Origin of the sequence: Parasutterella excrementihominis YIT 11859, assembly GCF_000205025.1 — a bacterium.
Lineage (GTDB): Bacteria > Pseudomonadota > Gammaproteobacteria > Burkholderiales > Burkholderiaceae_F > Parasutterella > Parasutterella excrementihominis.
In genome coordinates this window covers 167,746-176,639 of the sequence record NZ_GL883687.1, presented here as the reverse complement: position 1 = coordinate 176,639, position 8,894 = coordinate 167,746, and the positions used below count along the sequence as shown (strand labels likewise).

General features: G+C 49.2%; 8 protein-coding genes and 2 tRNA genes. 3 read left to right on the top strand and 7 right to left on the bottom strand.

The window, feature by feature from the left end; all coding sequences use genetic code 11:
* Positions 1–64: 64 nt before the first annotated feature.
* The 7 genes from fba to tsaE all read right to left on the bottom strand — a co-directional run bounded on the left by fba (position 65) and on the right by tsaE (position 7,679).
* Positions 65–1,132, bottom strand: coding sequence for a class II fructose-bisphosphate aldolase (fba, locus tag HMPREF9439_RS03380; RefSeq protein WP_008863712.1), 1,068 nt, complete (start codon positions 1,130–1,132; stop codon positions 65–67).
* A 130-nt stretch (positions 1,133–1,262) separates the two neighbouring features.
* Positions 1,263–1,895 (bottom strand): response regulator transcription factor, encoded by a 633-nt coding sequence (locus HMPREF9439_RS03375; protein WP_008863711.1) that lies wholly within the window; start codon positions 1,893–1,895, stop codon positions 1,263–1,265.
* A complete protein-coding gene (locus HMPREF9439_RS03370; RefSeq protein ID WP_008863710.1) occupies positions 1,892–3,643 on the bottom strand; it encodes a sensor histidine kinase in 1,752 nt (583 codons plus the stop codon). The genes HMPREF9439_RS03375 and HMPREF9439_RS03370 overlap by 4 nt, the downstream gene beginning before the upstream one ends.
* 9 nt (positions 3,644–3,652) lie before the next feature.
* Positions 3,653–4,024: a cytochrome c3 family protein gene (locus HMPREF9439_RS03365; RefSeq protein ID WP_008863709.1), complete on the bottom strand. Its 372-nt coding sequence runs from the start codon at positions 4,022–4,024 to the stop codon at positions 3,653–3,655.
* A 45-nt stretch (positions 4,025–4,069) separates the two neighbouring features.
* Entirely contained in the window at positions 4,070–5,641 is a 1,572-nt protein-coding gene (locus tag HMPREF9439_RS03360; RefSeq protein ID WP_008863708.1) for an FAD-dependent oxidoreductase, read from the bottom strand.
* Positions 5,642–5,751: 110 nt separating this feature from the next.
* A complete protein-coding gene (locus HMPREF9439_RS03355; protein ID WP_008863707.1) occupies positions 5,752–7,182 on the bottom strand; it encodes an N-acetylmuramoyl-L-alanine amidase in 1,431 nt (476 codons plus the stop codon).
* A complete protein-coding gene (gene tsaE / locus HMPREF9439_RS03350) occupies positions 7,182–7,679 on the bottom strand; it encodes a tRNA (adenosine(37)-N6)-threonylcarbamoyltransferase complex ATPase subunit type 1 TsaE (protein WP_008863706.1) in 498 nt (165 codons plus the stop codon). The genes HMPREF9439_RS03355 and tsaE overlap by 1 nt, the downstream gene beginning before the upstream one ends.
* 208 nt (positions 7,680–7,887) lie before the next feature.
* Here tsaE and HMPREF9439_RS03345 point away from each other — a divergent pair, with 208 nt between their 5' ends.
* The 3 genes from HMPREF9439_RS03345 to HMPREF9439_RS03335 all read left to right on the top strand — a co-directional run bounded on the left by HMPREF9439_RS03345 (position 7,888) and on the right by HMPREF9439_RS03335 (position 8,783).
* On the top strand, positions 7,888–8,430 hold the full coding sequence (locus tag HMPREF9439_RS03345; protein ID WP_008863705.1) for a GNAT family N-acetyltransferase: 543 nt from the start codon (positions 7,888–7,890) through the stop codon (positions 8,428–8,430).
* 182 nt (positions 8,431–8,612) lie between these two features.
* Positions 8,613–8,688, top strand: a tRNA-Thr gene (locus HMPREF9439_RS03340).
* Between the two features lie 10 nt (positions 8,689–8,698).
* Positions 8,699–8,783 (top strand) — tRNA-Leu (locus HMPREF9439_RS03335).
* Positions 8,784–8,894 lie beyond the last annotated feature (111 nt).

The window sequence follows — 8,894 nt, the reverse complement described above, 5'->3', positions numbered from 1 at the left end:
TAGAGAATGCTCATGCCGAGCACACCAAAAAGACCGCCGAAGCGGTCCGTGAAAAAAGTCGAAATTAATCGTTTACTTTCTGTCTTAGCACGCTTTCGCTGTACAGACGGGCCATTTCGGGAAGTGGCAGCGGCTTGATCTTGGAAGCCTGACCTTCGCAGCCGAAAGCAATGTAGCGAGACTTGCACATTTCGACAGAAGCGGCGCGAGCGGCCTTCAGGTAAGCACGCGGGTCGAATGCTTCGGGATTTTCAACGAAATACTTGCGGATGGCTGCTGTCATAGCCAGACGAATGTCGGTGTCGATATTGACCTTGCGGACGCCGTACTTGATGGCTTCAACGATTTCTTCAACAGGAACGCCGTAGGTCGTACGGAACTGACCGCCGTATTTACGGATTTCTTCGAGATATTCCTGAGGAACGGAAGAAGAACCGTGCATCACGAGGTGTGTATTCGGGATACGAGCATGAATCTCTTTCACGCGCTGAATCGAGAGGATGTCTCCTGTCGGCTTGCGAGTGAATTTGTAGGCACCGTGGCTGGTGCCGATGGCGATCGCCAAAGCGTCAACCTGAGTTTCTTCGACGAACTGAGCAGCTTGATCCGGGTCGGTCAGAAGCTGATCACGTGTCATTTCAGCGTCGGTACCGTGGCCGTCTTCTTTGTCGCCCTTCATGGTTTCCAAAGAGCCGAGGCAGCCGAGTTCGCCTTCTACGGAAACGCCGACCCTATGAGCCATGTTGACGACTTCTTTGGTGACGTTGACGTTGTAGTCGAACGTAGAGATCGTCTTGCCGTCGCTCATCAGAGAGCCGTCCATCATCACAGAAGAGAATCCGAGGTTGATGGCGCCTTGGCAAACAGCCGGACTCTGGCCGTGGTCCTGATGCATACAGACCGGAATATGCGGATAGGATTCAATAGCAGCCTTAATCAGGTGCTCAAGGAAAACTTCACCGGCATACTTACGAGCGCCGGCAGAAGCCTGCATGATGACGGGCGCGTTTACTTCGTCCGCAGCCTGCATGATGGCCTGAACCTGTTCAAGATTATTAACGTTGAAAGCCGGAATACCGTAGTTATTTTCTGCTGCGTGATCAAGGAGTTGACGCAACGACACGAGAGCCATGTTTTGATCTCCGAATATTAATCCAAAGGGATTCTTGACCGAATCCGTAATCTGTTAATTCTAACCAAATACGATCGGCCCCTTCAATAACAAAACCGAGCTGTAGCAATATTTTGCGTTTCACATCTCGTTAGTCTGAAAGCTCTTCCATCACTTTCAAGCAAGACAGCAATTCATCGCGAGTATGCACTCCGAATTTTTTGTAAAGATTCAGCCGATGGCCCTGAACGGTACGTTCTGAGAGACCCAGACGGTCACCAATTTGTTTGCTTGTCAGCTCCTGGACCAAAAGACGAACAATGCCCTTTTCTCGTTCGCTCATCTCATGAAAAATGGCAGCAATTTCCTGCGGACTTTGCCCACTGTTTTTTACATTCCAGCGGTTCCAGCAATTCTCGAGAACAGCATCAAGTTTTTCAGCCTCAATCGGCTTTTCTAAGAAATCAAAAGCACCGCGCTTTAATGTCCTCACAGCGGTTTCTACATCTGCATACCCCGTGATAATGACAACGGGAAGCTGAACACCGTCGGAGAATAGTTTTTGCTGCAGCGCCAGTCCCGACATGCCGGGCATACGAATATCCAGCAAAATGCATCCGGGTAGGAGCATGTTGTCTTTCTCAAGAAATTCTTCGGCAGAAAGGTAATCCACGGAACTCCACCCGAGGCATTTCAAAAGAAACGTCAGGCCTGTCCTGACACCGACATCGTCGTCGACGATGCGAATGAGAAATCTCTTTTTAATACCCGGATGGATGGTCATAGTTTTCTCTTCAGCCGTACCGTTACTTTCAAGCCGCCTTGATCACGCGGAGCATATTGGATGGCGCCGTTCATCGCCTCCAGTATGGATCTGACGACAACCAGACCTAAGCCCAATCCTTCGGACTTTTCGCTCTTAAAGGTTTGCGTACCGAGCTTCGCGACATCTTCCGCAGAGAGTTTCCTGCCGCTGTTTTCTACCGTCAGAATTGCCGAGTCTTCATCCGTCTTCAATACGACCCAAACCTCAGGACATTCCACTTTTTGGCTCTCTTCCATTGCATTTTTCAGAAGATTCCAGAAAAGAATTTCCGTCTCCACAGGATCGCCTTCAACATCAACGTCAGGCGCGCACCTAACATCTACGACGGTGTTGTTAAATTTCACCTTCAGCGTTTGCGTGATTTCTTGAACGATGCTTGTTAAATCCACTCGGGCTTCTCTTGTCACGGTCTTTTTAGAGTAGTCGCGTACTTTGTTGACGATCTGAGAAGCGCGTTTTAGTTCGTGCTCCATCTGTCCGAGGCTAAAGTCAAGCATTTCTTCGTCCGGAACTCTCTTTTGTTTACGCAGTGCCTTCAGCCCGTCTACAAAATATTTGCATGCCGCCAAAGGCTGATTCATCTCATGCGCGAACATCGAGGAAAGCTGACCCACAAGGTTGATCTTTTGCTGGGCCTCTATTTTTTCTGCAAGCTCTCTGGATTTTTCCAAAGTTCTTCTTCTGCTCTCTTCAGCCGTCAAGAGTCTTGTGGTCGCACGATCAACGAGCTTCTGGGCGCGCCAACTATGGACTACAAGTCCTACGATTCCGAGAATGACAATAAGAAACGCCGGCCAAAACTCAGTCAGCACCCGTTTTACCGACCACTCTCGAAGATATTGATAAGGTCCAACTTTAAGCGATCTGTACAGATCGTCTACCGGTTTAAAGTCGGTCGCAATCGACCATGCCTGCCCGTCTTTCTCCGGCTTCATAGACAACAACGCGAGTGTCATCTCTCTAGCCAATTCAGGATCTACTTTGTACGTGGCTGCGAACGTGTTGTTCGGATAGGCCCGCGTGGAATGCAGACATTTGATTGGGCCCGGTTTTGCACCGATGACCTTGAGTTTATCCATCACCGAGATGTTCTGAAGTTCGTATTCTTCCAGCCAACACGCTCTGACAAAACCCACGTCGCCTGAGCCTGCAATGATGTCGTTGATAATTGCAGAGGCTTTTTCTCCAGCAAAAATAACTTTTTTGAAGAATTTTTCGTGGTTAAAACCGCGGTTCTCAAGTTCTGCCATACCCGTTCGATAGCCGTGAAAAGCCGTCTTGTAGTTGGCCACCAGGACTTTACCTTTCATGTCTTCAAACTTACTAATATCTTTTCGGTCCCGGCGCGTAAAAAAGACGCCTGCAGTCCCGAAGTTTGGCTTAGTTTTGGCCGCAGTCACAATCGTGGCTAGGTCTCGGGCCCCGAATGGTTGCATCCGATAAAAGAATCCGGAGCTTGCAAAAAAGAAGTCGATCTTGCCCTGCTCTACAGCTTTCTCCAGTTCAGGTGACTGATAAACCTTAGCAACGACTTTTCGAGGGGCAAAAAATGCTTGGAGATGTTTGAGCGTCGGACCGAAGTCCATGTCAGTGCTCAGAGGCGGGGAAAAATGAATAAGTCCGATCGTTATCGGCGGCTCTGCATTTGCGGCCGCCGATACGGAAATGAAGATTGAAAAAACAAAGGCAAATAACGATCGGAACATGCTGTTGATTTAGTTTTTGTCACCGTGGCAAGAGGAGCACTTCTTCAATTGATAATTATGGTGACAGGCGTAACAAGGTTCAAGAGATGCACTGGTATCCTTGTATCCCGGTTTCGGGGGTATCGAATGCTGAGCATGACAGTCAATGCATTCCGTTGCTGCTTTTTCCGGACCTCCGGCATGTGGAATCCATACGTGAGGATTTACGGGACCGCTATCAGACTGAGCCTGAACATTTTTCTTAATCAATTCGTCAAATGTCGGTCCGTGACAGGCCAGGCATTGCTCTTTTTTCATTGCTTCGGGTGCATTCTGAGCAAATACGGCACCGGCTAGAAAAAAAGAAAGCAAAGCGGGCAAGATAACTTTTATTGTCTTCATTTTTTATCAGCCGACGGTTTCCCGCCGGCTTCTTTCTGTTGTCAGTTAGTTGGCTGCTGCATGTTCGCCGGCCCAGCGTCCCGGCATGATGGCACGAGGCATACCATTGCCGACGTACAGACCTCCGGCTGTTTCACCTGCGGCATATAAACCCTTGATCGGTTTCATATCTTGACCAAGAACTTGAGCGTTGTCGTTAATGGCCAGGCCACCCGTGAGATTGTGGACACAGAGGACTAAGCGTACCGCGTGGAAAGGACCCTGTTCGATCTTCTTAGTCAAGCTTTCAGCGGGTTTATCAAAGTCATCGTCTTTCTTGACGTCTACGAAGCCGTTATAACGAGCCACCGTCTGCTCTAAGTTCGGCTGATTTGTTAACTTAGCCAATTCGGCAATCGTCGGAGCTGTAAAGGCGTAACCCTCTTCACAACTAGGAGCCTTCGTGTCCCAATGGTATTTCTTAGCGGTTGCGTCATCGAACACCGTCCACAGGAACTGCTCAGGCTGTGCAAGCGCTGCGTCGTAGAAGGTGTAGCCGCCCAAGTTAGCCTTGTCGAGTTCCTTCACAAAGCGGTCGCCGGATTTATTCGTAAAGATCACTTCAGCCCAGCGCGGACCGGAAATTCCGAGGCCCGGAGCACCGTACTTGCTGCCTTTCGGGAAGCCATAGTGTGCAGTACCGAATTTGCGGCGAAGATGAGGTGTATCTTCACAGCGGTCGCCGACATACATTCCGCCTGCTCTCATACCTGCAAGAATTGCACTGCCGTCCGGGGCAACGAACGGGTAACCCGTGGAAATCATGTTTTCCGTGAAGCGAGGATCGGTCAGGCGTCTGAGTTCGGGATTTGCTTTCCAACTACCGCCGGCAAGGACTACGCCCTTGTTGGCCTTAACATTCATAATCGAACCGTCGGGCTTTTGTACCTTAGCTCCGACGACGGCACCTTGGTCGTTTACATAGACGTCTACGACTTTGTGTTCCAAGAAAATCTGACCGCCTTTACCTGTGAAATATTCGTAGTAAGGCATCATGATGCCTCGTCCGGTCATGAATCCGCCTGTCGGCTGCGGTTTGCGTCCGCCTTCTCCGGAGTCTTTCCACCAAATGTGATGGTAAGACTCGTGATGCTGAGAGTCGTACTTACCGGGCCGTGTAAATGTCGGAAGGAATTTAACGCCGTGTTCTTCCAACCAAACCTGAGTTCCAGGGCACCATTCAGAATACTTCTTGACGAGTTCCGGTGTGTTCTTTCGATATTCGTGATGTGCCGGATTTGTCAGCTTTTTGTAGAGCTTCTCGGGTGAGTCCTCTACGCCGTGCTCTTTCTGTGTTCTTGTTCCGCCGCCTAACGCGATAATGCCGCCGTTAATGATGGCGCAGCCGCCGTAGTTCTTGCCTTTTTCCATCACGAGGACCTTGGCGCCTTTATCAAGAGCTGAAATAGCGGCGGACATACCCGCAATACCGGATCCTGCGACTAAGACATCGGTTTCTGCATCCCATTTTGCGGGAAGTTGGGTTGTAGCGACATCGGCTGCCGATGCGCCTTTAGAAATGAATGCACCTGCAGCGGCTGCAGTGGAAGCTGCTAAAAAGGAACGACGTGTTGTCATGTTTTTTCTCCTTGAGTTGTTTTTGAACTTCAAGGAAATTGTCGTTCCGGCACCTACTCGAGTAACTTGATATCAATCAAGAAAAGTTAAGATTCATCTAAGGAGAATCACTAACCTAGCCTTGATTTGTGACCGAAACCTTTCAGAATTCCGTTGCCGATGGCACAAGCCAGCTTGCGCTGGAAGGCTCTTGTACGAAGTTTCTTTTCTTCTTCGGGATGAGACAGGAAGGCGGTCTCCACAAGCACCGACGGAATATCCGGCGCCTTTAAGACCGCGAAGTTTGCCTGTTCGACCTTTCCACGGTGCAGCTGATTGATTCTGGAGAGCTCATTCAGAATTCGGGCTCCATAAACCATACTGTCCGAAACCTGAGATGTCATAGACATATCCATCAGGATGCGGGCAATCTGCTTGTCTTTATTGCTCAAGTTAACACCGCCGATCAAGTCGGCATCGTTTTGCTTGCGGGCGAGCCAGCGGTTTGCCGTAGAAACCTGACCTCTGGTATTCAGGACGTAAAGGGACGATCCTCTTGCGGTCGGCTTGACCCAAGCGTCAGCGTGAATTGAAACAAAGAAGTCTGCTTTTGCCGCACGCGCCTTCTGAACTCTTCGTTGAAGCGGAACGAAATAGTCTCCGTCTCTGGTGAGGAGCGCTTTAACGCCTTCAATCTCGTTGAGTTCCTGGCGCAGGATACGGGCGACAGCCAGCACCACGTCTTTTTCTCTTGTTCGATGTCTTCTTCCGATAGCGCCCGGATCCTCTCCGCCGTGTCCCGGGTCAATCATGATGACCAAGGTTCTGACTCTAGGGGAGCGGGCTGGTTTCGTCTTCGAAGGCTTTGTCTGGGCCAGCTGAGTTTCCGGTTTCTTTTGAGCCGGCTTCTTCTGCGCAGGCTTTGAAGATCCTTTCGGTTCTTCATCCGGGCGCATCGGAGCAAGCGAGCCGTCGGCAATGCCGGCCAAAATCTGACCCAGCTGATCGACTTCTCCCGAATCCGCCCTGTTCTCCTCCATTCGCTTCTGACCCTCGGCCACTTGCGCCAACAAGCTCTTGATCGCGTCAGGCTCGGATTCTTCCTTTTGAATGATGGCCATCAAAGGATCTTTTTGAGTTGCCGGGTAGATGTCAAAAACCAAGCGATATCGGTATTGTCCGGCCGGTTTCAGAGAAAAAACCTGAGGATCAACATCCGTCTTGAAATCAATCGAGATACGAACCACGTTCGGTCTGTTCTGACCGACTCGAATTCTGGAAATGTAAGGGTCGTTAGGCTTAACTTTTTGAATGATCTGTTTGAGCTTATCGGTCAGAAGCAAACCGTCAATATCTACGGCCAATCTAACCGGATCAGAATTACGCAAAACAAAGTATTTGAACTTCATGGGCGCATCATGCTCGATCGTGATGCGGGTGTATTCCTCCGCAGGCCAGACGCGAACGTCGACTACTTGAGCTCCGTACGCCGGAGACCAGGGAACAAAAGAGAGCAAAAGAGCGCCGCCCGCTCCTTCCAGAAACGACCTGCGAGTGTTCATTATTTTTTAAGGACTTCTAAAACTTGATTGCCGAGAGCAGAATCTGCGGAAATATCACAGACGCGGCCGTCTCCCTCATTCTTAAGCGTAATGGTCAGATCCGGCTGAGGAACAAAAGGCTCTGCCTTGGATGTCCACTCGGACGCCACGACTCTGCCGGGTCCGTAGTTCTCACGGAAACCGGCTTCCTCAAACTCAACGGGGTCTTCAAAACGGTAGAAGTCAAAATGATTGACCGTAAAGCCGTCGACTTTATAGGTCTCCAATAAAGAGAAGGTAGGACTTTTTACTCGGCCCTCGAATCCGAGGGCGCGCAGTGCGGAACGCATCAGGTAGGTTTTACCAGCGCCTAAATCTCCGACTAACTTGATATTGAGTCCTTTTTCCAGGATTTCGGATTTAACGGAGTCCAAGGCTCGAGCCAGCCGAGCGCCCAGTTCTGACGTTGCTTCTTCGTCAGCGAGATGAAACTCTAAGGAATGTGCGTCTGTGTTCATTCATTTCTCGATAAGTCTTCTAAAGATACCACAGCATCGAGGATTTTGAATCAGGCAAGATAGCCATCTCAGGTCAACTTTGCTTAAGTCCAATTTTGTCCGAGAAATCCTCAAAAATCATGAAGACTTCTGTCTCTCATTACTCCAAAAAAGAAATTTGATTTCCTCAGTATCATTCGAATCTGAAGCGGAAGCGTTAAGAAGGAAGATGAAGAACAACTCGATCACGATTAAGCAGCAAGAAGCTCATGATCTGCCGGCGATATACCGATTGATTGAGGAGGCTTTTGCCTCTGTGCAAGAAAGCAATCATCGAGAACAATTCTTAGTCACACGACTGCTTTCTTCTCCGGGTTTCATTCCTGAGTTATCTTTAACTGCGTGGATACAAAACGAACTCGTCGGCTACATTTTGCTGACTGAGATTGAAATTCTGTCAGATTCGACTTCCATGCCATCTTTGAGTCTGGCTCCACTGGCTGTTCGTCCGAAGTTTCAGAAGCAAGGCATCGGTGCCGCTCTGATAAAAGAAGCTCATAAACGCGCTTGTCAGCTGAATTACGAAACCATACTGGTGTTGGGACACAAAGATTACTATCCGAGGTTCGGCTACAAAAAGGCTGAAAATTTCGGCATTACTTTTCCTTTTGAGGTTCAGCCTGAGTTCTGTATGGTAAAGGAGTTAACGCCGGGCGCAGCCTCACGAGCTGCGGGACAAGTTAAGTATCCGAAAGCTTTTTTTGAATACTAAAACTTCAGACATTCAGTCGTTTTTTCATCGTTAATTTTTTCAAAAATTCTGACGTGTCTTGATTAATGGCGACTTTAGGAGAGCAGGTCCAGATCCCGATTCCCGACCTTCTTTTGGCCACCCTCCCTCCGCCAAAGAATTGCACAAAAAAATCTTTTTCTATATAATCGCATCTCCTGTGTGCCGGTATAGCTCAGTTGGTAGAGCAGCGCATTCGTAATGCGAAGGTCGGAGGTTCGACTCCTCTTACCGGCACCACAGAGAAAATGCCTAGGTGGTGAAATGGTAGACACAGGGGACTCAAAATCCCCCGCCTAATAAGCGTGAGAGTTCGAATCTCTCCCTAGGCACCAAAGATTCCGCGAAACCGAGCTCAAACTGCTCGGTTTTTCATCTTAAAAATCAACAAATTAGATCAGATATCGGCATCCAGTTCGTCTTTCCAGCTCGCAACGCTTTTCAAC